The 20,941-nt window shown below is 56.7% G+C and carries 20 protein-coding genes; 14 read left to right on the top strand and 6 right to left on the bottom strand.

The window, feature by feature from the left end:
• Positions 1 to 136: 136 nt before the first annotated feature.
• Complete coding sequence (locus RGB73_RS20005; protein WP_310764511.1) at positions 137 to 322, bottom strand: hypothetical protein; 186 nt, start codon at positions 320 to 322, stop codon at positions 137 to 139.
• 187 nt (positions 323 to 509) lie between these two features.
• Here RGB73_RS20005 and RGB73_RS20000 point away from each other — a divergent pair, with 187 nt between their 5' ends.
• Positions 510 to 959, top strand: coding sequence for a YhcN/YlaJ family sporulation lipoprotein (locus RGB73_RS20000; RefSeq protein WP_310764510.1), 450 nt, complete (start codon positions 510 to 512; stop codon positions 957 to 959).
• 79 nt (positions 960 to 1,038) lie between these two features.
• Here RGB73_RS20000 and RGB73_RS19995 read toward each other — a convergent pair whose 3' ends face one another.
• The 4 genes from RGB73_RS19995 to RGB73_RS19980 all read right to left on the bottom strand — a co-directional run bounded on the left by RGB73_RS19995 (position 1,039) and on the right by RGB73_RS19980 (position 4,518).
• Positions 1,039 to 2,613 carry an alkaline phosphatase D family protein gene (locus RGB73_RS19995; RefSeq protein WP_310774441.1) on the bottom strand — a complete coding sequence of 525 codons (1,575 nt, stop codon included), beginning with the start codon at positions 2,611 to 2,613 and terminating at the stop codon, positions 1,039 to 1,041.
• Positions 2,614 to 3,163: 550 nt separating this feature from the next.
• Positions 3,164 to 3,466: a hypothetical protein gene (locus RGB73_RS19990; protein ID WP_310764509.1), complete on the bottom strand. Its 303-nt coding sequence runs from the start codon at positions 3,464 to 3,466 to the stop codon at positions 3,164 to 3,166.
• A 65-nt stretch (positions 3,467 to 3,531) separates the two neighbouring features.
• A complete protein-coding gene (locus RGB73_RS19985; RefSeq protein ID WP_310764508.1) occupies positions 3,532 to 3,933 on the bottom strand; it encodes a YkvA family protein in 402 nt (133 codons plus the stop codon).
• Between the two features lie 201 nt (positions 3,934 to 4,134).
• A complete protein-coding gene (locus tag RGB73_RS19980) occupies positions 4,135 to 4,518 on the bottom strand; it encodes a DUF1259 domain-containing protein (protein WP_310764507.1) in 384 nt (127 codons plus the stop codon).
• A gap of 301 nt (positions 4,519 to 4,819) precedes the next feature.
• Between RGB73_RS19980 and RGB73_RS19975 the strand changes: the two genes are divergently transcribed.
• Positions 4,820 to 5,101, top strand: coding sequence for a hypothetical protein (locus RGB73_RS19975; RefSeq protein WP_310764506.1), 282 nt, complete (start codon positions 4,820 to 4,822; stop codon positions 5,099 to 5,101).
• A gap of 213 nt (positions 5,102 to 5,314) precedes the next feature.
• Here the strand turns inward: RGB73_RS19975 and RGB73_RS19970 are convergent, their stop codons facing one another.
• Positions 5,315 to 6,790, bottom strand: a complete 1,476-nt coding sequence (locus RGB73_RS19970; RefSeq protein WP_310764505.1) for a protein adenylyltransferase SelO — start codon at positions 6,788 to 6,790, stop codon at positions 5,315 to 5,317.
• A gap of 314 nt (positions 6,791 to 7,104) precedes the next feature.
• Here RGB73_RS19970 and RGB73_RS19965 point away from each other — a divergent pair, with 314 nt between their 5' ends.
• The 12 genes from RGB73_RS19965 (at position 7,105) to RGB73_RS19910 (ending at position 20,932) form a co-directional block, all read left to right on the top strand.
• Positions 7,105 to 8,574: a M81 family metallopeptidase gene (locus tag RGB73_RS19965; RefSeq protein WP_310764504.1), complete on the top strand. Its 1,470-nt coding sequence runs from the start codon at positions 7,105 to 7,107 to the stop codon at positions 8,572 to 8,574.
• Positions 8,575 to 8,749: 175 nt separating this feature from the next.
• The gene (locus tag RGB73_RS19960) at positions 8,750 to 9,622 is read left to right on the top strand and encodes a MurR/RpiR family transcriptional regulator (protein ID WP_310764503.1); all 873 of its coding nucleotides are present in this window, start codon (positions 8,750 to 8,752) and stop codon (positions 9,620 to 9,622) included.
• Between the two features lie 24 nt (positions 9,623 to 9,646).
• On the top strand, positions 9,647 to 11,284 hold the full coding sequence (locus tag RGB73_RS19955) for an ABC transporter substrate-binding protein (protein WP_310764502.1): 1,638 nt from the start codon (positions 9,647 to 9,649) through the stop codon (positions 11,282 to 11,284).
• Positions 11,285 to 11,303: 19 nt separating this feature from the next.
• The gene (locus tag RGB73_RS19950; protein WP_310764501.1) at positions 11,304 to 12,224 is read left to right on the top strand and encodes an ABC transporter permease; all 921 of its coding nucleotides are present in this window, start codon (positions 11,304 to 11,306) and stop codon (positions 12,222 to 12,224) included.
• An 88-nt stretch (positions 12,225 to 12,312) separates the two neighbouring features.
• Positions 12,313 to 13,152, top strand: a complete 840-nt coding sequence (locus RGB73_RS19945; RefSeq protein WP_396136224.1) for an ABC transporter permease — start codon at positions 12,313 to 12,315, stop codon at positions 13,150 to 13,152.
• Positions 13,153 to 13,182: 30 nt separating this feature from the next.
• Complete coding sequence (locus RGB73_RS19940) at positions 13,183 to 14,073, top strand: serine hydrolase (protein ID WP_310764499.1); 891 nt, start codon at positions 13,183 to 13,185, stop codon at positions 14,071 to 14,073.
• Positions 14,074 to 14,103: 30 nt separating this feature from the next.
• Positions 14,104 to 15,090 (top strand): ABC transporter ATP-binding protein, encoded by a 987-nt coding sequence (locus tag RGB73_RS19935; protein WP_310764498.1) that lies wholly within the window; start codon positions 14,104 to 14,106, stop codon positions 15,088 to 15,090.
• Positions 15,087 to 16,076: an ABC transporter ATP-binding protein gene (locus tag RGB73_RS19930; RefSeq protein WP_310764497.1), complete on the top strand. Its 990-nt coding sequence runs from the start codon at positions 15,087 to 15,089 to the stop codon at positions 16,074 to 16,076. Before RGB73_RS19935 ends, RGB73_RS19930 begins: the two co-directional genes overlap by 4 nt.
• 2 nt (positions 16,077 to 16,078) lie before the next feature.
• A complete protein-coding gene (gene menC, locus RGB73_RS19925) occupies positions 16,079 to 17,206 on the top strand; it encodes an o-succinylbenzoate synthase (protein WP_310764496.1) in 1,128 nt (375 codons plus the stop codon).
• 18 nt (positions 17,207 to 17,224) lie between these two features.
• Positions 17,225 to 18,088 carry a GNAT family N-acetyltransferase gene (locus tag RGB73_RS19920; protein ID WP_310764495.1) on the top strand — a complete coding sequence of 288 codons (864 nt, stop codon included), beginning with the start codon at positions 17,225 to 17,227 and terminating at the stop codon, positions 18,086 to 18,088.
• The gene (locus RGB73_RS19915; protein ID WP_310764494.1) at positions 18,085 to 19,494 is read left to right on the top strand and encodes a serine hydrolase; all 1,410 of its coding nucleotides are present in this window, start codon (positions 18,085 to 18,087) and stop codon (positions 19,492 to 19,494) included. The genes RGB73_RS19920 and RGB73_RS19915 overlap by 4 nt, the downstream gene beginning before the upstream one ends.
• 1 nt (position 19,495) lies before the next feature.
• Positions 19,496 to 20,932 carry a serine hydrolase domain-containing protein gene (locus tag RGB73_RS19910; protein ID WP_310764493.1) on the top strand — a complete coding sequence of 479 codons (1,437 nt, stop codon included), beginning with the start codon at positions 19,496 to 19,498 and terminating at the stop codon, positions 20,930 to 20,932.
• The last annotated feature ends 9 nt before the right edge of the window (positions 20,933 to 20,941 follow it).

Raw genomic sequence — 20,941 nt, 5'->3', positions numbered from 1 at the left:
ACAAATGATTCGTGTGCTAAATATATGTATAGGCTCGTCCGCAATGGAACCTCTACCGTGGAACGAACCCTTCCGTTCATTTTTCATAGGCGAGGACCACGCAAAAGAACCCCCATAGACAGGGGGTCCCTAGCCATTACCTGCGCAACGAGTGCATCATCATGCGATGGTGATGGGCGCGCATCCGGTGAAAATGCTCTCTCTCAGCGAACGTGTGATGACGCAGCCGGTCATGGCGATTCCGAATGGCCAGCGAACGAAAGTGTTCGGCGCGTCTCAAGTGATGGTGCATTCTCTCCCTGTGGTGATCAATAGGATCCATAACACATCCCCCTTCAACCATGATTGTTTATGGTATGAGGACAGCTGTGATCCTGCTTATGCTCGTGTGGAGAGTGACGAAATATTTCAGTGGCGGGGGGTCGGGGACAACGGTGAAATGGCGAACATAGAAACAGCGAATTCGGAAACGCTAAGGGCATGCTACCCAGATAGGAGGTTTTTCCATTTTGCGTGCCATACTGCTAGTCTTGTCCATGTGTCTACTCGTCACTGGCTGCAATCCGAAATCAGATCAACAGACGAAGACCCAATCCGCTACGGAAGACCCGATGTGCAAACCAACACCGATTCGTTACTTTGACTCGGAACAAAAAGCGAAAGCCGTAACCGAACAGGTAAATGGCATTGACAAAGCGGTCGCCGTTCGGATCGACGACGAGCTGGATGTCGCGATCCAAGTGAGCAATTTTAACCGCTTTCGCCTGGCATCCATTGAAAAAGAGGTCGCGCAGAAATTAAAAAGCAGCTTTCCAGATGCCAAGATTCACGTAACCTCGGATAAAAAATTGATCATGGAGCTGCAAAAGCTGAGCGATACTCCTTGGACAAACAAGCAAGAGGAAGCGTGCAAGCATAAGAAAGCCCTGAAAAAAATTGAAGATGACATGAAGGGGTAGAAAAGGAAGCCTCCCGCCACGAGTGGATGGGAGGCGCTTGCCGCCTATGACTGGCCCTTGCACACGGTGAATATTGTGACTAGGATGTGGTGACCAGTGAATCGGAGATGGTAAGCAGTTCGGGATTTCCATGTTTTACTTGGAATGAGATGCGAGTGAAAATCTCGGCATCCGGTCGGGAGACGTAAGGCAAGACCCGATAATCCGCTTGCCATTGGTCTGGAGTTACCGTACAGCGGACATAGCCGCGCTGGCGGTTGACGAACTTGATATGCGGATTTTCCGCAAGTACCGTGTGATCGGAGCTGTTCCTATCCACGCCGTCTCCTCCGCTCGTAATCGAGGTGCCGACGAATTCGACGCCAAGCCTCGCGGAATCAGGATTGTTGAAATCGCTCAGGATTTCATTGGCCCAGTGCGAGTGGACATCGCCAGTCAGCACGACAAGGTTGGCAATGTCCGTCTTCGTGACGAAATCGAGGATGCGATCGCGATTGGCTGCGTATCCATCCCAGGCGTCCATGCTATACCCCTCTTCCGCTCCGGCCTTGAAATCCCGCTTGCTGAAAAATACTTGCTGGGCAAGCACATTCCAGCGGGCTTTCGACTGTTCGAGCCCATCCAGCAGCCATTTCTCTTGCTTGGTACCGAGGATCGTCCGCTTGGGATCCGTAGACTCTGGGGTAGGGGGCTTCGTTCCATCTCCGTTGGCCTGGTCGTCTCGGTACTGGCGGGTGTCCAAAACGTGGAACTGTGCCAACGTGCCGTAGGAAATACGCCGGTACAGCTGAATGTTCGGTCCTTGCGGGAGGGAAGAGCGGCGCAGCGGCATATGCTCGTAATACGCTTTGTATGCGGCCGCACGTCGAGCGACGAAGGGCTCAAGCGGCTGGTCTTTTTCCGGGATGAGTCCGGCATAATTGTTCTCGACTTCGTGATCGTCGCCTACGACCACCCACGGAAAGGCTGCATGTGCCGCTTGCAGGTCCGAATCGCTCTTGTACAGGGCGTAACGGTTTCGGTAGTCCGCCAGCGTCATGATTTCGGGACCGTTGTGGCGTCTGACTTTGTTGTCACTCGCCCCGTATTCATAGATGTAATCTCCCAGATGGAAGACCACATCCAATTCCTCCTTGGACAGGTGGCGGTACGCGCTGAAATAGCCTTCTTCATAGTGCTGGCAGGAGGCGAATGCGAAGGATAGCTTGGCAACATCCGCGTTGAAGGCAGGCAAGGTTTTGGTCCGGCCTACCGGGCTGATTTCCGACCCCGCTTTGAATTGATAGTAATAGATGCGATCGGGCTCTAGTCCTTCTACCTCTACATGTACGGAATGAGCGAGCTCGGCCCTGGCAAATTCCACACCACGACGTACCACGTTGCGGAATGTTTCATCGGTGGCAATCTCCCATCTGACAGGGACATCGTGCTGCGGCATGCCTCCTCCATTCAGGGGGTCGGGCGCCAAGCGCGTCCACAGGACAACTCCGTCAGGCAAAGGATCACCTGAGGCAACGCCTAGGGTAAACGGATATGCCTTGAATTTGGGTTCTGCCGCCACGATTCGTTCTCCCTGCAAACTGCCGGCGAGGGTCAAGCCAAGGGAGAGTGCCGCCACCTTGCTGGATGCCAGCAAAAAGCTGCGGCGGTCCATTTCTTTCGAATACAATCGCTCGGAACCAAAAAAAGTTTCCCATCCTTTGAACAACTCGTCTTTGTTCACGTTTCCTCTCTCCTCTCCGTTTGTCCCGCTTTTCATTACATCTTGACAGTAAGAGAGGAATATAAAGGCATTTTTAACGAAGTGCTAAGGCTTTGTAAACCGCTGGAAAATGGTGCTAAGCTCATGGAGAGCTGCGTCGTTTCATGAGCCGAAAGCCTTGGGCTGCTATCCCATAAAGCCGCCCTCAAAAATTTGATAGCAGATCACAGGGTTTCCCAGTGAAAAGGTTAAAGAACAGTCTATGAATCTTTCTCGCGCATTCGCCAGAGTCCTGATTGAAGGAAAGGAAAAATAAGCGAGACGACGGTTGATTCAGGGAAAGGGATAGAGGCAACGTTACAAATAGAGTCAAAAATGGCTGGGGGATCCGAAAACGCCTGCAATCTGAGAGGAGAATCCGATGAAAAAGTATGAAGCCTCGAGGGGTTCACGGGGAGCATGAAAGCGGTATGATGGCATGTTCCTTACCGCTTAGCGGGTATCACTGCCAAACAAGAAAACTGCACACCACTCCCGCGACGAAGCAAACCAACGATACAAAGCGGTACTCAAACCGGTAGGGCGAATCCGAGACGAGCCACTTCGTTCCCCAGATCGGCAAGCAGATATACGCTACGGCGAGCAGTACCGCAAACGTGCGGTTTTCGAGCGGGGGAGTGTGCCGAGGCGGGCCGAAAATACCTACCCCGAAAAAGTTCACTGCAACGACGATGAGCAAAAAGGATGCCAGGATCCCCGTCAGAAAGTTGAGAAAGTAGATTAGAAAAAGAGGTACTTTTGTCAACGTCCTTCACCTGCCTACCTGCCTAGGAATGGGTGGATCACATCTGCTTCAGCTTTACCCTTTTGTCACATTGAAAGCCACTTGTACAGCGCCCAGCTCACCCACGCTCCGAGCAAAATCCAAACGGCAATAAAAAGAGCACCCGCGACCCAGTTCTTTGGTTTTCCCTGGTCGAACAAGGCTTGCGCCCGCTCGCGGCAATCCAGGACCACTTCTTCCGGAATGAGCTTCAACGCCAGCCAAATGCCGAGCGGAACGAGAATGAGGTCATCCACATAGCCCAAAACAGGAATAAAGTCCGGGATGAGATCGATCGGGCTGAAGGCATAGGCAACCACGCAGATGGCGAACAGTTTCGCATACCAGGAAACTCGCGGGTCCCGGTAGGCAAAATAGAGGACGTATGCTTGAAATTTCAGCTTCTTGGCATTGCTTTTAACGAATTGAAAGGCTGCTGCCAGGCCCAATGAAATCACCTCACTCGTAATGTAGCAGAAGCCTCTCGATCATTCAATAGCGCCGATCTCCCACGCGAAAAAGCCTGCAGCAAGCCGGGATGGTCTGTGCAGGCGTCAATTTTTCATACAGGGGATCAAACCCCTTTGAAATGAAAACGTACCGTACGAAAAGTGGCGTCCAATAGGAGCCCTTCGCAAGGGGGCGGGATGTTATTTCTTCAATACGCGCAAAGCCCGGCGCAGCTTCTTTGCAAACTGAATGGGCGGTTCCACGGTTTCAATGTGCAAATACATGAGTCGCGGCCTGTCGAAGAGCCAGTGGTTGTGGAGCGCGGTGACTCGCAACCCTTGCTTTCGAGCGGCGGTGATGAACCGCTCCACTTCTCGTTGCAGCAGTGTGATTTCTGCGGTATTCAGGGTGTTGCCCCGGCTATCCAGCGATTGAATGGTGATCTCATGCTCGGTATCATACTTTTTGCCGAGAATGGTTGCATTGAGCTGTCTTTTGACCATGATGGAGCACGTGTCATTTGACATGCCTGTCCCGCCCAAAATTCTCGCCAGACGGTCGCATAAGCGTTTGGGAATCTTCACGGATGAACCCTCCTTTGTCCTGTTTACTGGCATCATATGAAGCGGTTTTCAAAGATGCGCTAGACCGCTACCATGCGGGGACAGGTATGGAGGGAGGAGCAGGGGGGCGTTTTTGGAGCGCATCGTAGAGACGTAGAAACGGCGAAGCCTGTGGGATCGGCTAAGGGGTTCATAGCCTTGCACGCCATGTTGCGGACCGAATGTGGCTCCTGTTACCGGCGGTTTTCAGATAGGCAGGAGAGGGTACATAGAGACAAGAGGAGCAGGTCATTTTGACGAATATGAAAAGGGGAGAATACGCATGTTGACGAAAATCAAAAAAGTGAAGTTCGAGCCGGAATACAAGAATCCTAACTACACGGTCATCATGGAATGCCCACAAGGTAACGAGCTGTACATCAAGTTTGACTATACGTACGCGATGAAGAAATACATGCCGCTGCACGTCGAGTATGACGGTGTGGACAAAGGAGCAAAGCTGGCTTGGTATACGAATGAAGTGGAAAAGATGACGGTGGACGCTTTCCTGGAGAAAATCGCGGAGCGTGTCAATAAAAAATACAAGTTCAAGCTGGAGGGGTAGCAAAGCTGGAGTGATCATCCGCTTCCTTTCGGCTCGGACCATCCTCGCAAAAGAAGCCTCAGCCCTGTGTGTACAGGACTGAGGCTGTTTCCGTTTCTTTCGGCAGCTCGTTGACAGCAACAGGTAGCCAAAAGCCCGGCTGCCCCTCGCCACCCTTCAAGTATCTGTCGTTTCTCGGCAAAACCACCACCCAGACTATCCTTCGCTGTCTGGTCAAGTGCCGCAAAAAGTCCGATACGGACGTCCCGACGGCGAGGGCAGGGTCGTGTACTCCTCTTGCTCAGGGGAGTGGGCGAAGGGCTGGGCCAATGCGGCGAGCAGCCGCTCCATGACGCTGTAATCGCCGCATGAGACAGCCGCATCCAACGCTTCCTCGACCCGATGGTTGCGGGGGATGACGGCGGGATTGTTGTTGCGCATCCGCTCATGGGATTCGGATCTGGGATGGGGCTGTCTGTCCAGCCTCGCCTGCCACTGCTTCTGCCACTCGGCGAATTCCTCGCTTTCGAACAGCGCAGTTCCTTTTGCCTTGTCAAAGGTGAGAGCGCGGAACGTATTGGTGAAGTCTGCCTGGTGCTTTTGCATCAGGTCGAGCAAGGATTCGACCAATGCCTCATCCTTCTCTTCTTCGTTGAAAATGCCCAGCTTCGCCCGCATTCCAGAGAGCCAATGGCCGTAGAACAGCTTCGGAAAGGCCTTGATCTCGGCGTCCGCCAATTTGAGCGCCTGCTCTTCGTCGTCATGCAGCAGCGGCAGCAAGGTCTCGGCGAATCGCGCGAGGTTCCATGCCCCGATATACGGTTGATTGCCGTAGGCGTAGCGCCCCTGGACGTCGATGGAGCTGAACACCGTGGCCGGATCGTAGGCGTCCATGAAGGCGCACGGACCGTAGTCGATCGTTTCGCCGCTGATGGACATGTTGTCCGTGTTCATCACGCCGTGGATGAAGCCGACCAGCTGCCACTTGGCGATCAGCCAGGCCTGGCGCTTGATGACTTCCCGCAGCAAAAAAAGATACCGGTTGTCGGCAGCCTCGCCTTCCGGATAGTGCCGATGCAGGGTGTAGTCTGCCAAGGCTTTCAAATCCTCGAGCTCGCACCATTTCGCCGCAAATTGAAAGGTGCCGACGCGCAGATGGCTGGAGGCTACGCGGGTCAATATCGCACCAGGGAGCTCGGTTTCCCGGATGATCGTCTCTCCGGTACTGACTACGGCAAGGCTGCGCGTGGTGGGAATGCCGAGAGCGTGCATCGCTTCGCTGATGATGTACTCCCGCAGCATCGGTCCGAGAGCGGCCCGGCCGTCACCCCCGCGAGAATACGGCGTCCGGCCTGACCCTTTCAACTGGATGTCGAACCGGTCGCCTTCCGGTGTGATCTGTTCGCCAAGCAGAGAAGCGCGGCCATCCCCCAGCATCGTGAAGTGTCCGAATTGATGACCGGCATAAGCCTGTGCGAGGGGCGCTGCGCCTTCGGGAATGCGGTTGCCTCCGAAAACCGCTGCGCCTTCATCGCTGTTCAGCGCTTGGGTGTCCAGTCCCAGAGAGATGGCCAGCGGACGATTCAGAATGGCCAGCTTTGGCGAGCGGACCGGTGCGGGGGTCATCCGGGAAAAAAACGGATGGGGAAGACGGGAATAGCTGTTGTCGAAGTTCCAGCCTGTTTCATTTCGTTCCTGTTTTTCTTTCATCGTGACTCCTTTTGACGCTGTTTTTTGTTTGATCTTTTATGGTCTTGATCCGATCTGCTTCCTGTTTGGCATGCGTTTGCCATTTATTATACCCGTTTCATCCAAGGATGGGGCTTTCAGGAGAAGACAAAAGTGCAAGGAAGCAAAAAATGTTTTATCAAAATAATCGTTATTTTCAGAATTATATATTGTTCTTTTCCGCTCCCGCACGTATAATGCAACTAAGTTCAAACTTCAGTCGCACTCCTGTTTTGAAGTGTAAACTTCATCATGCCGCAGCCGAACAATCCGGAGGAAAAATGGAGGGGAAGAACATGAAAATCGTCATTGCGGAGGTCATGCACGAAACCAACACGTTCTCAAACGTGCCGACAACCCGCGAGCTGTTTGAGCTGTGGGAATGGGCCCGGGGAGAGGAAATCCTGGCCAATCACAGCGGCGTGCGGGATTTTCTCGGGGGAATGATCGACGGGGCCAGGCAGCGGGGGATTGAGGTCGTCGGGGCATTCGCCGCGAATGCGTATCCGGCAGGCACGATCACAAAGGAAACGTTCGACAGCCTGCAGGATGAATTGCTTTCCGGGATTGCGGAGGCGGGCAAGGTCGATGCGATCTGTCTGTCTCTGCACGGTGCAGGCGTCGCTGAAGGGATCGACGATCTGGAAGGCGTTTTGCTCAAAGCGGTCCGTGAGCGGGTTGGCTACGAGATCCCTCTGATCGCCACGCTGGACCTGCACGGCAACATCACCGACCAGATGATCGCGGAGGCCGACATCCTCCTGGGCGTCCATCTGTATCCTCACACGGACTGCTACGAGCGCGGCCTGGAAGCGGTCGAGCTGGCGGAGAGGATGGTAAAAGGGGAGCTCGTCCCGCGCATGTACCGGGCCAAGCTTCCGCTGATCGTCCCTACGTCTACGACCAATTTGTCTCCGGCCAAGGACATCAACGAGGCGTGCTATCGCTGGGAAAGGGAGCCGGGGATGATCGACTGCGCGTTCTTCCATGGCTTTCCCTACACGGATATTCCCGAGCTTGGCGTCACGGTGGTAGCGGTGGCGAACCACGATGAAGAGCTGGCGAAGCGTGCGGCAGAAAGCGTAGCGGAGCTGATCTGGAAAAAGCGGGAAGAGTTCGAGCCGCAAGTCTTGTCGCCGCAGGAGGGGCTGGCCTTGGCGAAGCAGGCTGCCGCGTTCCCCGTGGTATTGAACGAGACGTCCGACAACCCGGGAGGCGGTACGCCCGGAGATGGCACGTACCTGCTGCGGGCGATGCTGGAGGCGGATCTGCAAGACGCCTGCTTCGGCTTCATATACGATCCCGAGGTCGCCGCGCTCGCTCACGAAAAAGGCGTAGGCGCGACCATCGAAGTGCTGCTGGGCGGCAAAACCGACCGCTTGCATGGGGAGCCGATCGCGCTAACCGCATATGTGAAGGCGCTCACGGACGGGAAGTTCATCACCTCTTCGCCGATGGGCAAAGGCTCGCCTGTCGATCTGGGCAAATCGGTCCGGCTGCAGGCCAACGGGGTAGACATTCTCGTCTGTTCGGTCAAAACCCAGGTGCTGGACGAGCAAATCTTCCTCCTCCACGGCATCGATGTGACGACGTACAAAATCGTGGCACTGAAATCCAGCCAGCACTTCCGGGCGAGCTTCGAGCCGATCAGCGCGCAGATCATTACGGTCGATTCGCCTGGCCTGACGACGCTGCGGTTCCAGTCGTTCGAGTACAAACGGCTGCAGCGCCCCGTATATCCATTGGATCCGGTGGCAAGCGTGTAGCATCTCGGATTCGTCGGAATGGTGCCCCCGAAGAGAGCCTTCCGGAAAGTCGGCTGTGGCGGCAGGCTTGCATAAAGGCGGTAGCGGCGGCAGCCATTCGGGAAGGAGGGGTCCGGCATCCAGGCTGTTACGGCCATCTAGAAAAGGTTTCCCAGTTCAAAGGAGGACAGAAGAAGTGACGGAAAGCGTACATGAGCGAATTCGCAAAGCATACGAACAATTGACGAACCAGCAAAAACTGGTAGCCAAATACATACTCGACGAACCGAACCAGGTAGCTCTAAACCCTGCCAAAGTGATCGGGGCGAACAGCGGGACGAGCGAAACCACCGTGATCCGCCTTTGCTACGCTTTGGGCTATTCCGGCTTCACTGAGCTCCAAAACGAAATTCGCCAATCCCTGCTGTTTCCCGTGATCCGGGAGAGCGTGGTCCAGACCTTGCACGATACGACCTACGAATTTACCGACAGCGAAGACGTGATTTCTTTCACGCTGGAGCAGGATGTAGCCTTCATACAAAAGACGTTGAACGAGCTGGATCGGGGCTTGTTCGAGCGGGCGATCCAAAGCATCGTCCAGGCCAAGAAAATCGTCGTGGTCGGAGGGCGGACCAGCTATGCTCCTGCCTATTGGCTCGCCTATGCGCTCAATATCGTCAAAGGCGAAACCCTGCTCTACCGGGGACAGATCGACGACGCCAACCTGTTGATTTCGGAGGCGGACAGGGATTGGCTGATGATTGCGCTCGTCTTCCCGCGGTATTTGCAGGATACACTGCAATTCGCCAAGGCGGCCAAGGACAAGGGTGCGAAAATCCTGGTCATTACGGATCACGAGCTTTCCCCGGTCGGGCCGCTGGCAGATGTCCTTCTGAAGGTGACGACTCCTTCTCCGCCCACGTTGAAAGGGATGTCGTCCATTTTTACCCTGCTCAATGCCTTGATGATCGGGGTGTCCCAGATGGACGGCGAGAAGGTAAAGAAGCGGATCAAAAAGTACGACGAAACGAGCCAGCAGTTTTACCCGTTTGTCCAGGAACATGACTAATCCCATGCGAGGGAGGAATGGTTCATGAAAAAAAGGCGTTATGGAGGCTTGGCGACGATCGGGCTCAGCGTGACTTTGCTGCTTGCGGCCTGTTCGTCTACGACAGGCACGAACTCGGCGGGTACGAGTACTCCCGGCACTGCTCCCCATTCGGCGGCTGCTCCCAAGCAAGCAGGCGACGGCGGTACACTCGTCATCGCGGCACCGGTGGAGCCCGATACGCTGGATCCGCAAAAAACAACGTGGCTGGACAGCGCGAACAGCCAGCCGTACGATTCGCTCCTGACCCGCGATATGCAAGGAAAGCTGATGCCCCACCTGGCCGAGTCCTGGCAAGTGTCGGAGGATGGGAAAGTGTGGACGCTGGTGCTGCGCAAAGATGTCAAGTTCCAGTCAGGGGCACCGATGACAGCGGATTCGGTCAAGGCGTCGATCGAGCGGTTCTCGAAGATCTCGCCGAACAAGGACCTCGCCGGACCGATCGAGAGAATCGAGGCGCCCGACGCCCAAACGGTGAAGGTGTATTTCAAGGAGCCGTTCGCCCCGTTCGCCAACATGCTGGTCGGAACCTTCCTCGCCCCGTTCGATCCGGAGCGGCTCAAGGAAAAAGGAGAGCAGTTCGGGGAAGCTCCGCTCGCCACAGGTCCGTTCATGAACCCGGAGGTGAAGCGGGGAGCGTCCGTAGCGTACGTCAAAAATCCGGAGTACAAGTGGGCCCTGCCCTACGCAGAGAACCAGGGAGCGCCGCACGTCGACAAGATTGTCTTCCGCTTCCTGAAAGACGATGATACGCGCATCCTCGAATTCAAAAAAGGGACGATCCACATTTTGCAGGAGGTCCCCAGCACGTACGTGCAAGAATTGCAAAGCATTCCCGGCACCAAAATCGAGACGAGCATGGAGCAGGGGATGAAGTACCTGGGCTTTAACAACCAGAAGGAGATCTTCAAGGATGTGCGCATCAAGCAAGCGATTGCGATGGCGGTCGATCGGGAGCCGATCGTGCAGTACGCCCTGTCCGGGTTTGCCAAGCCGATCTACGGCCCGCTGCCTCCGACGATTCCCGGCTATAGCGAGCGAATCGAGAACATGGCCAAGGAAATGTACGGCTACAATGTGGACAAAGCGAAGCAGCTGCTCGCCGAGGCAGGCTATACAGACAGCGACGGGGATGGCATCGCGGACAAGGGAGGAAAGCCGCTTTCCTTCGAATTGCTTTTGCCCGAAGATCCGGCCCTGCAGCGCGTCGCGCAAATCTTGCAAAGCCAGCTGAAAGAGATCGGCGTGGACATACGGATCGCCGTTCACGATACGGCGACGGTGAAAGATCGGGCGATCAAGGGAAACCACGAACTTTTCCTTCTCTATTTCGGGCTGAGCGATCCGGATATCCTGTACCTGCTGATGCAGACCGACAATTCGAAGCGCGTCCATTACTCCAATCCGAAAGTGGATGAACTGCTGGCCAAAGGACGCACGACCATGGACGAAGCGCAGCGGATGAAAGTGTACGAGGAAGCGGAGGAAATCCTGGTCAAGGATCCGCCTTGGGTACCGCTTTACGTGAGCGAATCCGTGACTGCTACGCGCAATATCGAAGGCTACAAGCTCAATCCATTCACGAGCGACATCCTGTTTGCGGACATCCGCATCACGAAATGACGAGAGGAGGGCGGGGCGTTTGCATCGATACCTGCTACGAAGGTTGCTGTCGCTCTTGGGGACGCTGCTCGGCGTCACCATCCTCATCTTTCTCTTGGTGCATCTGATTCCCGGAGACCCCGTGCAGTATTTGCTCGGAGATTATCCCACGGAAGAGCAGATTGCGGCCCTCAACGCGCAGCTCGGGCTGGATAAGCCGTGGATCGTCCAGTATTTCAGCTTTCTCGGAAGGCTTCTGCAAGGAGATCTCGGTACTTCCTACATCACAGGCTACACGGTCTGGCAAGAAATCGCGGAGCGCTTTCCGATTACCTTCCAGCTGGCTTTGTACAGTGTCGTCCTCGCGACGATCATCGGCGTCCTCATCGGGGTGATCTCCGCTGTGAAACAGAATACGTGGATCGATCGGGTCGTCGTCTTCTTTTCCCTGATCGGAATTTCCGCGCCGGGCTTTTGGATCGCCCTTTTTCTTATCTGGATTTTCGCTTACCGGCTTCCGATTTTTCCGATATCCGGCTACGACGGATTCTTTTCTCTCGTGCTGCCTTCGATTACACTCGCACTCGGCGAAGCGGGGATGATCGCCCGGATGACGCGCTCCAGCATGCTGGATGTGATCAAGCAGGACTACATGCGCACAGCCCAGGCGAAGGGAGCGTCTCAGCAGTGGATCATCATCCGGCACGGGCTGCAAAACGCGATCATCCCTGTCGTCACCTTGATCGGGCTCGAATTCGGAGCGCTGCTGGCCGGGGCGGTCGTGACGGAAACGGTGTTTTCCTTGCAAGGCCTCGGCAGCCTGGCGATCGAAGCGATCGGGAAGCGGGACTTGCCGACGATTCAGGGACTTGTCTTCTTCATCGCGTTTTTGTTTGCCCTCACCAATCTGATTGTCGATTTGCTGTACAGCCTGTTTGATCCGCGGATCAAATACGAGTAGGAAGGAGTGAGGATCAGTGAGCGGAAACTTGAGCCGACTGGAAGTAGGACATGAGACGCACCCGCCGGTTCGGGCTGCGGATACTCCCCTGTCTCCATCCCCCTCCTACTGGTCGAAGGTAGCCAAGCGGCTGTTTCGAAACAAGACGGCGATGGCCGGTGCGGCGATTTTGCTGGTGTTCATCATTGGCTGCGTCTGTGCGCCGCTATTGGCCCCGTATCCGATCGATCAGATGAACTTCAAGGACCGCATGATGGGACCGGGAGCAGCGCATCCGCTCGGGACGGACGACTTCGGGCGAGACATCTTCTCCCGCCTGTTGTACGGAGGCAGGATCTCGCTGCTGACCGGCCTGATTACGGTTACGGTCGCGTCGGCCATCGGAGTGACGCTGGGAATTATCGCAGGGTATTACCGCCGTATCGACATGTACATTATGCAGGTGATGGATATTTTGCTCGCCTTGCCCGCGCTGCTGTTGGCCATCGCGATCATCGCGGTATTGGGCCCCGGGCTGACGAACGCCATGATCGCCATCGTCATCGCGGTCATTCCGTCGTATGTCAGGGTGGTGCGCGCATCGGTCCTCTCGATCCGCGAGAAAGAGTACATCGAAGCGGTACGTGCCTTGGGCATCAAGGATCCGGTCATCTTGGCGAAGCATATTTTGCCCAACATCCTCTCGCCGATCATCGTCTTGATGACCGTGCAATTCGGGAGCAGCATCCTCGCCGCGGCAGCCCTCAGCTTTCTCGGGCTGGGTGCGCAGCCGCCCGTGCCGGAGTGGGGCGCGATGGTGTACGTGGGCAAGGCGTTTTTGGGGCAGGCGTGGTGGATGTCGATATTCCCCGGCTTGGCGATCATGCTGGTGGTACTCGGATTTAATCTGCTGGGCGACGGCTTGCGCGATGCGCTGGATCCGAAATAAAACGGCGATTCAACGAAAGGGGCCATCCTAATGAGTTTGCAGGAAAAGCTGGAGGCAGTATTGTCGGAATCTTCCGCTACCTTTGGCGTAGCCGTGAAGCATGTGGAGACACAGGAAGAAGCGCAGATCAACGGCGATCGCTATTTCCAGATGGCAAGCACCTTTAAAGTGCCGATCCTGGCTGCGCTGATGCGCGACGCAAGCGAAGGGAAGCTGAGTCTGGAGCAGCGCATCCGCTTGACGGAGGACGATCTGGTGCCCGGTTCCGGGGTGCTGAAGGAGTTTTTGCCGGGTGCAGAGGTGGCCGTCAAAGACTTGGCCATGCTCATGATCATCGTCAGCGACAATCTGGGGACGGACAAAGTCCTGGAGCTGGTGGGAGCGAATCGAGTGGAGGCCTTCATGAAAGAGCTGGGGCTGGACCATATTTCCGTTCGCAACAGCTGCTGGGAGCTGCTCAGCATCGGCGGTGGGCTGGCCGGGGAGAAAAAGGGAAGGGAAGGCTTTGACAAGCTCACCCAAGCCTTTATGACCTCGGGTATAGACCCGGACAGCGTGATCTTCCAGCCGAAACCGGAGAACAACGTTGCGACTCCTGCAGACATGGGCAGCTTGCTGGAGCTGATCGCCGCAGGGAAGCTGGTGAATCAGGAGGTATGCGAGGGCATCCTGGACATCATGAAGCGGCAGCAGCTGCGCAACCGCATTCCGTACCTGTTGCCGGACAAGACGGTCATTGCCTGCAAATCCGGCACGATCGGCAGCTGTGTAAACGACGTGGGCATCGTCTATCTCCCTGATGGGAGGGGGACATTTACCATCGCTGCCTTTTCGCACGGGAATCCGTCGACGAAAGAGGGCGAACAAACGATAGCACGCTTGGCGTTAACCGCCTATGAACATTTTGTCGGAGGCGTGTGAGACCATCAGGCGAATCAGGAGGGCGAGAGGATGAAGCAAAGCGAGACGGTGCTCGAAATCGATCGGCTCTCTCTGCGGCTGAGGACACAGCGAGGGACGTTCACGGCGGTGAACCAGGTCAGTTTTCAAATCGGGGCGGGGGAGACGGTGGCGCTGGTCGGTGAATCCGGCTGCGGCAAGAGCGTGACCTCCCTCTCTATCATGGGACTCATCTCCCAAAAGACAGGAGAGCTGGATGGCAGCATCCGGTTCAAGGAAAAAGTGTTGAATCGGCTGTCGGAGCGGGAAATGCGAGCCATCCGCGGGCGAGATATCTCCATGATCTTTCAGGAGCCGATGACCTCGCTCAATCCTGTCCATACGATCGGCAAGCAGGTCGGCGAGGTGTTCCGGCTGCATACGCCCCTCGGCAAACAGGAGCGGCGGGCGAAGGCGATCGAGATGCTGCGGAAAGTGGGGATTCCCCGGCCGGAGAGCATCGTGAATGAATTTCCCCATCAATTATCGGGCGGGATGAAGCAGCGGGTCATGATCGCCATGGCGATGGCGTGCGAGCCCGACCTGCTCATCGCAGACGAACCGACGACGGCACTGGATGTGACGATCCAGGCGCAGATTCTCGATCTGATGAACGAGCTGAAGCAGACGGCGAAGACCGCGATCCTGCTGATTACCCACGATCTGGGCGTCGTCGCGGAGATGGCGGACCGCGTGATGGTCATGTACTACGGCGAAATCGTCGAGGAAGCGGATGTGCGGACGATATTTTCCGCCCCCAAGCATCCGTACACAGTGGGGCTGCTGCAATCGATTCCGAGCCTGGAGACGGAGGGCGGGCGGCTGACGCCGATTGACGGGAATGTCCCGATCCTCGGCGAGATCCAGGAAGGCTGCCCGTTTTACTCCCGTTGCGTCCATGCGACGGAACGGTGCCGAAAGGAAAAGCCGCCGGTCGTCCATACGGGCAGCCATTCGGTCCGCTGCTGGCTCTATCCGGGAAGGGAGGTGGCGATATGAGCGAGGAGCTGCTGGTCGTAGATAACCTCAAAACCTACTTTCCTCTGAAAAAAGGGCTGTTCGGGCAGACTTCCGGCTACATCAAGGCGGTGGACGGCGTTTCCTTCCGACTGGGGAGGGGAGAGACGCTGGGAATCGTGGGGGAGAGCGGCTGCGGCAAGTCGACGACAGGCCGCAGCATCCTGCAGCTGGTGAAGCCCAGCGGAGGCTCCGTCCGCTTCGGCGGCGAGGAACTGATTTCCATGCGTGCACAGCGACTGCGCGAAATGCGAAGCCAGATGCAGATCATCTTCCAGGATCCGTATTCCTCGCTCAACCCGCGGCTGACCGTCGCGACGATCCTGGCTGAAGCGCTGTCGGTGGCAAGCGGCCAGACAGACCCCCGCTCGGTGCGCGAAAAGGTACTCGGGCTGCTCCAGTTGGTCGGCTTGAATCCGCAGTACGCTGACCGCTACCCGCATGAATTCAGCGGCGGACAGCGGCAGCGCATCGGGATCGCCAGGGCCATCGCGGCGAGACCCAAGCTGATCGTAGCCGACGAGCCCGTGTCCGCGCTCGACGTGTCCATTCAGGCACAGATCTTGAACCTGATGAACGAACTCCAGGAGGACATGGGCTTGACCTACCTGTTCATCTCCCACGATCTGGGCGTGATCCGCCACATCAGCGACCGGATCGCCGTCATGTATTTGGGACGGATCGTAGAAATTGCGGATAAAAAAAGCCTTTTTGCCAACCCGCTGCATCCGTACACGCAGGCGTTGATTTCGTCTGTGCCCATTCCCAATCCCGACAAAAAGAAGGAGCGGATCGTGCTGAGTGGAGACGTCCCGAGTCCGGCGAATCCGCCTGTCGGCTGCGCGTTTCACCCGCGCTGCAGATACGCCATGGACATTTGCAAGACTGTCCGTCCGGTACAGCTCGCCCTGGAGCAAGATCATACCGTGGCCTGCCATTTGTACGGGGCCGACGAGAGGAGAGAGTGACCGTGAAGATCGAAAAAATCGAGCTGAAGCGATTGCATCTGCCGCTAAAGGAGGCATTTGAAGCGAGCATCGGCCAGCAAACGAAGCGGGACTTTTTGCTGGTCGGCGTGCACGGCGAAGGGGAGACCGGCTATGGAGAAAGCGTAGCGATGCCGACTCCGTTCTACAACGAAGAGACGACGGATACGGTTCAATACATGCTGGAGAAGTTCCTGATTCCCATGCTGTTCAGCCAGCCGATCGAATCCCCGCAGGACGTGTCCCGTCTCTTCTCCAAGGTCCGCCGCAATCAAATGGCGAAAGCGGCATTGGAAGGCGCGGTATGGGATCTGTACGCCAGGCAGAAAGGTATCCCGCTGGCTCGTGCGCTGGGGGGCACCCGTACGGAAATTGCAGTGGGAGTCAGCGTGGGGATCGAGAAGACCGTCGAGGAAGTGGTTCGCAAGGTCGAAGGGTTTGTAGAGGAAGGCTACCGGAAAATCAAGGTGAAGATCAAGCCAGGCTTTGATATCGCGCTGATCGAGGGGCTGCGCAAGCGCTTCGGGGACTCCTTGCCATTGATGGCGGATGCCAATTCCGCCTACACACTGGAGCAGGCCGATTTGCTCAAGGAGCTGGACCAGTACAGCCTGATCATGATCGAACAGCCGCTGGCCCACGATGACATCGTCGATCACGCCCGCTTGCAGCAGCAAATGCGGACGCCGATCTGCCTTGACGAGAGCATTCATTCTGTGGAGGACGCCCGACATGCGATTGAGCTGGGCAGCTGCAAAATCATCAACATCAAGGTGGGACGCGTCGGCGGCCTTGCCGAAGCCAGGAAGATCCACGATCTCTGCCAGGCACACGACGTGCCGGTATGGTGCGGCGGAATGTTCGAGAGCGGCGTGGGCCGGGCTCACAACATCGCGATTACCTCCTTGCCGAATTTCACGATACCAGGCGACACGGCTACCTCGAGCCGCTATTGGGAACGGGATATCGTCACGCCTGCTGTGGAATTCAGCAAGCCCGGTACGCTGGCTGTACCCGAAGGGCCGGGAATCGGCTATGCGATCGACTGGGATGTGGTGAGCTCCTTGCAAGTGCTGGAGAAAAGCTACTCGAAGGCGAACGTGACCATTTGATCCCGAGGTGAATGGAAGATGCGGCCAGAGCTGGAATACCGCATAGTAACGACCGTCTCCGAAATGGCAGAGATGGAAGAGCTGCAGCGGAAGATTTGGGGGGCAAGCAGCGTTTCGCCGATCCCGCAATTGATGGCTGCCGTTCACAATGGCGGGGTAGTGATAGCCGCCCGTCACGGCGGTATGCCGGTTGGGTTCTGCTACGGCTTCGCCGGCTTCAAACGCGGAAAAGCCTATCTCTGTTCCCATATGCTGGGGATTCTGCCGGACTATCGCGACTGGGGAATCGGCAGACAGCTCAAGCTTCGCCAGCGGGAATGGGCGATGCAGCACGGCTACGACAAAATGACGTGGACCTACGATCCGCTCGAGGCCCGCAATGCGTACCTGAATCTGTGCAAGCTGGGCGGTACGGTGAGCACCTACATCGAATCGTACTACGGCGATATGGGCGACGGCATCAACAAAGGCCTGCCTTCGGACCGGTTCGTGCTGGAGTGGGACCTTTCATCGGAGCAGACTGTCCGATGCCTCGACGGAGCCGTACAAGACCAAAGCGATTGGAGGGAATATCCGCTCGTCCTCGGATGGGAGTGCAACGGGGAATTTCCTCGACCTGTTACCCGGGAACCGTTTGGAGGGCAGCCACCGCTTTCGGGGGAGTCACCGCTTGCGATGCAACAGGGGATCCTGCTTTCGGTGCCGGCGGCGATCCATCCGCTGAAGCAAGCGCAGCCCGCCATCGCGATGGAGTGGCGGCTCGCTTTGCGCAGTCTTTGCCAAGAAGCGTTTTCACAAGGCTACGTCGCGGTCGGTTTGCTGAGAAATGACGAACCTGTCCACGCCTATGTGCTGGAACGAAAAGGGGGAAGGATGGCATGAAGCCATTGGAGATGGTTGTGGAAAAGCTGAGGGAGGACGCCAAGCTGCCCGGGGCGTTTATCGGAATCGCCAAAGAGGGGGAGCTGGTGTATGCAGGCGGGTTCGGCTACCGGGATGCCGAAAATCAGGCGGAAGTGACAGCGGACACGGTCTTTGGCATCGGATCGATCACCAAATCGTTTACGTGCGTGGCGATCATGCAGCTGCAAGAGGCGGGGAAGCTGTCGGTGGACGATCCCATCGTCAAATATTTGCCGGAATTCCGGATCAAAAAGGAGGAACGGACGCAGCGCATCACCATCGCCCACCTCATGTCCCACACGTCCGGAATGCCATCCCTGCCATCCCTGTATTACGCGATGCGTCGCAGCATGGAGATCGATCCGGCCCTGAAAGAGACGGGAAGCAAGTTTGATTTGACTGCGCATGATCCGATCGATACGTATGAACAACTGATGGCGTTTATCGGTGCCTTGGATTTCGAGCTGCTTGGCGAGCCGGGAGCGGAATTCAGCTACAGCAATGACGGCTACGCCTTGCTGGGAGCCATCATCGAGCGCGTCAGCGGACAATCGTACGAGAGCTACATCAAGCAGCATCTTCTCGATCCCGCCAACATGAAGCATACGGTATTTTTGACGGAAGAATTGGGGGATTACGACAACATCACCACGCTCTACACCAGCAAGAAGACGGATGAAGGCAAAGAGGTGTTTGCCGCACCGCTCTGGTGGGACGCTCCGTCGATGCGCGCTGCCGGCTTTTTGAAGTCGACCGGGCGGGATATGCTCGCCTATGCCGAAATCTTCCGCACGGGAGGGAAAGTGGGAGAGAACCGCATCCTTTCCGAAGAGAGCGTCCGGCAGATGATCGGCAACTACGCAGGACTGGAGCCTTCGCGCCATTACGGCTACGGGCTGATGGTGACGCCGCATTTTCGCGGGGGGACGCTGATCGAGCACGGCGGAGCGTTGAAGGGGATCGCGGCTCAGCTGTGCATCCTGCCGGAAGAAAACACGACCTGTGTCATTTTAACCAACCTGGATGGGGCGCCATCGGCAGAACTGTTGGCAAGCGCGATCAACGCCGCGATGTCGAGGCCGCTGGAGGAGCCAATCACCAGCTATCCTGAAATTCCTTGCCCCCATGATTTGCTGAAAGACTTTGCCGGCACGTATCGGTCGGGCGAAGGCGAGCAGATAGAAGTGACAGCGGGCGCCGAGGGGCTCGTGCTGGCGTTCCAGGGCATGGAGTTTCCCTTGCGGCCGGTGGGCGAGGACAGCTTCGTCTTTCAGATGAGCACGGGCCTTGTGAAATGGATCCGGTTTATCCGAGACGAGTCAGGCTCTGTCATTCGGGTCGCGTTTCACTTCCGCCAGCTGATCAAGCAAGCGAAGGAGGCGTGACATGAAGACGCTCGAATGGACGGCCGGTTACGAAGAGTACGCACAAAAGCTGATCGAGGAGTTTCAAGTGCCGGGTGCGATTGTGGCAGTGGCGAAAGACGGCATTCTTTTTTACGAGAAGACGTTCGGCTATCGGGACCGGGAAAAACGATGGCCGATTGATCTGGATACCGTGTTTGGCATTGGTTCGATCACGAAGTCCTTTACCTGCGTGGCGATTATGCAGCTGCAGGAGGAGGGGAAGCTTTCGGTCCACGATCCGGTCGTCACGTACTTGCCGGAGTTTCGCACGCCGGACGAAGCCCATACCAGAGAGATCACGATCCATCATTTCATGACTCACACGCCGGGCTTGCCGCCGCTCCCGTCCTTGATCCCTGCCATGCTGCAAAGCCTGAAAGCAGACCCGACGGCGGAAGGATTGCTGAGCCAGTTTGAAAAGGAGTGCTCGGAGTCAATCGAGACGTACGAGCAGCTGATGGCGTACATCGCAGACCTGCCGTTCGAGCTGCTCGGTCCCCCGGGAACGGAGTTCAGCTATTCGAACGATGCCTTTGGTTTGCTCGGCGCAATCATTGAGCGCGTCAGCGGAAAGCCGTACGAGACATACGTCCGCGAGCGAATTTTGCAGCCGCTTGGAATGGAGCGATCGGCTTTTCTCGTGGAAGAATACGACGACCCGGATAACGTGGCCATGCTGTACACCCCTCGTGCTGGCGACGGCGGTACGCGGGAAGTGCTGCGGGCACCTCTGTGGTGGGATTCCCCGTCGATGCGGGCGGCGGGCTTCCTCAAGGCGTCCGCTCGCGATATGCTCCGATATGCGGAGGTCTTTCGCACGGGCGGGGTTTCGAACGGGACGAGGATCATCGCCAAAGAAAGCGCGGAGCAAATGATGTATCCCCATGCCAGAATCGATCCGGTCCGCAGCTACGGGTACGGATTGGGGGTCCTGCCTTTCTCGGAGCAGCTCACGCTTATCCAGCATACGGGGGGCTTGAAAGGAATAACAGCGCAGATGCTCATCGTTCCGGAGGCGGGGATCACGGGCATTGTGCTGACCAACGTCGATGACGCGCCCATTGGCGACCTTACCTTGGGCTTGCTCAACAGTCTGTTCGACCGTCCGCTCTCTACGCAGTACGCCGTTTTTGCCGATGTCGAGAAGACGGTAGAAAGCCTGCGGCAGTACCCAGGCAGGTATCGTTCCGGGGAAGGAGACGAGGTAACTATTCGCCTGGACGAAACTGACGGAAGGCTTGTTCTCGTGCTCGACCAATCGGAGCTGCCGCTTCGCCCCATCGGCGAGGACGCATTTCTGTTCAGCCGGCGCGGAATCGATACCCCGGTACACTTCGTTCGGGATGCCGGGGGAAAGGTAAAGCGGTTTGCATTGTGGTCACGACAAATGCCGAAGGTGGAAGAGTATACCGGCTAGTGCTCATGC

It is taken from the genome of Brevibacillus brevis (assembly GCF_031583145.1).
Lineage (GTDB): Bacteria > Bacillota > Bacilli > Brevibacillales > Brevibacillaceae > Brevibacillus > Brevibacillus brevis_E.
The sequence above is the reverse complement of the archived record's forward strand: the minus strand, read 5'-3'. Positions and strand labels throughout refer to the sequence as shown.

Coding starts and splice junctions, on each gene's coding strand:
- RGB73_RS20005 (WP_310764511.1), bottom strand. CDS start 322: ATGGATCCTATTGATCACCACAGGGAGAGAATGCACCATCACTTGAGA.
- RGB73_RS19995 (WP_310774441.1), bottom strand. CDS start 2,613: ATGGACCGCCGCAGCTTTTTGCTGGCATCCAGCAAGGTGGCGGCACTC.
- RGB73_RS19975 (WP_310764506.1), top strand. CDS start 4,820: ATGTTGACGAAAATCAAAAAAGTGAAGTTCGAGCCGGAATACAAGAAT.
- RGB73_RS19970 (WP_310764505.1), bottom strand. CDS start 6,790: ATGAAAGAAAAACAGGAACGAAATGAAACAGGCTGGAACTTCGACAAC.
- RGB73_RS19965 (WP_310764504.1), top strand. CDS start 7,105: ATGAAAATCGTCATTGCGGAGGTCATGCACGAAACCAACACGTTCTCA.
- RGB73_RS19955 (WP_310764502.1), top strand. CDS start 9,647: ATGAAAAAAAGGCGTTATGGAGGCTTGGCGACGATCGGGCTCAGCGTG.
- RGB73_RS19940 (WP_310764499.1), top strand. CDS start 13,183: ATGAGTTTGCAGGAAAAGCTGGAGGCAGTATTGTCGGAATCTTCCGCT.
- RGB73_RS19935 (WP_310764498.1), top strand. CDS start 14,104: ATGAAGCAAAGCGAGACGGTGCTCGAAATCGATCGGCTCTCTCTGCGG.
- RGB73_RS19930 (WP_310764497.1), top strand. CDS start 15,087: ATGAGCGAGGAGCTGCTGGTCGTAGATAACCTCAAAACCTACTTTCCT.
- RGB73_RS19920 (WP_310764495.1), top strand. CDS start 17,225: ATGCGGCCAGAGCTGGAATACCGCATAGTAACGACCGTCTCCGAAATG.
- RGB73_RS19915 (WP_310764494.1), top strand. CDS start 18,085: ATGAAGCCATTGGAGATGGTTGTGGAAAAGCTGAGGGAGGACGCCAAG.
- RGB73_RS19910 (WP_310764493.1), top strand. CDS start 19,496: ATGAAGACGCTCGAATGGACGGCCGGTTACGAAGAGTACGCACAAAAG.